Source organism: Myxococcus llanfairpwllgwyngyllgogerychwyrndrobwllllantysiliogogogochensis (assembly GCF_006636215.1).
Taxonomy (GTDB): domain Bacteria; phylum Myxococcota; class Myxococcia; order Myxococcales; family Myxococcaceae; genus Myxococcus; species Myxococcus llanfairpwllgwyngyllgogerychwyrndrobwllllantysiliogogogochensis.
On record NZ_VIFM01000549.1, the window covers coordinates 1 to 1,168 of the forward strand.

At 71.1% G+C, this 1,168-nt stretch carries 1 protein-coding gene and 1 pseudogene; both read left to right on the top strand.

Features of this window, described 5'->3' with window-relative positions; genetic code table 11:
* Positions 1-938, top strand: a 938-nt coding sequence (gene mutM / locus FJV41_RS49225) for a bifunctional DNA-formamidopyrimidine glycosylase/DNA-(apurinic or apyrimidinic site) lyase (RefSeq protein ID WP_246137908.1), incomplete at its 5' end; no start/stop codon positions are given.
* A pseudogene (locus FJV41_RS56960) lies at positions 935-1,168 on the top strand (TIGR04551 family protein); the annotation flags it as partial. The gene mutM and the pseudogene FJV41_RS56960, both read left to right, overlap by 4 nt.

The following is a 1,168-nucleotide window of genomic DNA, read 5'->3' on the forward strand; positions in this document are numbered from 1 at the left end:
GGCCTGGGGTGGGGGTGCTCGGGGCACCGCCGCCGGCGCCCCGGGGCATGTGCGCGAGACGACAGGCGCAAGAAATGCGTGGGCTGGGAGGGCGCCGGTGCTATGTGCCCGAGCGGATGCCTGAGTTACCCGAAGTGGAAATCGCCCGGCGCAATCTGGTGCGCTGGTTCGATGGACGACGCCTCGTGCGCGCGGATGCGGATGACACCCGCGTCTTTCGCGGCGCCGAGCGCGGCCACTTCGCGTTGCTTCACGGCCGGCTGGAGTCCCTCGTCCGGCGAGGCAAGTACCTCCTCTTCGCCTTCGAGGAAGGCCGAGGCCTCCTCGGCCACCTGGGCATGACGGGCAAGTTCGTCCGGCGCTCCGAAGGCGACGTCGTCCCCTACAGCCGCGCCCGCTTCCACCTGGACAACGGGCAGGTGCTCCATTTCGCCGACGCGCGCATGTTCGGCCGCATGGAGCCGACGCCCTCCGCGGGCCTGCGCTCCCTGGACGTCGTGAAGGCCCTGGGCCGCGACCCGCTGGCGGATGGCCTCACCTCCGGCCAGCTCGAACAGGCCGTGGCGTCCTCGAAACAGGACCTGAAGATCGCCTTGATGGACCAGGCGCGCATCGCCGGCCTGGGCAACATCCACGCCGCGGAGGCCCTGTTTCGCGCGGGCCTCCACCCCGCCCGGAAGCCCTCCACCCTCACCCCGGACGACTGGAAGCGGCTGGTCCAGGCCATCCGGGCCAGCATCGACTTCGGCCTCGAGGAGCAGCAGGGCGAGGAGCCCGTGTACCTCGAGGATGGTGGCTCCGAGAACCCGTTCCTGGTGTATGGGCGCGGTGGCGGCCCGTGCTCCAAGTGCGCCTCGCCGGTGGAGTCCTTCACCCAGGCCGGACGCACCACTTATGCCTGTCCGAAGTGCCAACCCCGGGGGAGGACAGGGAAATGACCCTGGACGTCCTGTCGTTGACGGCGCGAACTCGCGTCCCGGTTGGCGTTGACACCCCCCTGTCCCGTGGCTTGAATCGCCCGCCTTTCCGACCCGGCCGCCCCGAGCGGCCCTGGAGATCGTTGCCCATGTCTCACGTCCTGCTGGCGGCGCTGCTCGTCGCTTCCTCCACGGCCACCGCCCAGGTGCCGGCTGGGGGCACGCCTCCGCCCGCGCCCGCGGAGGCGTGC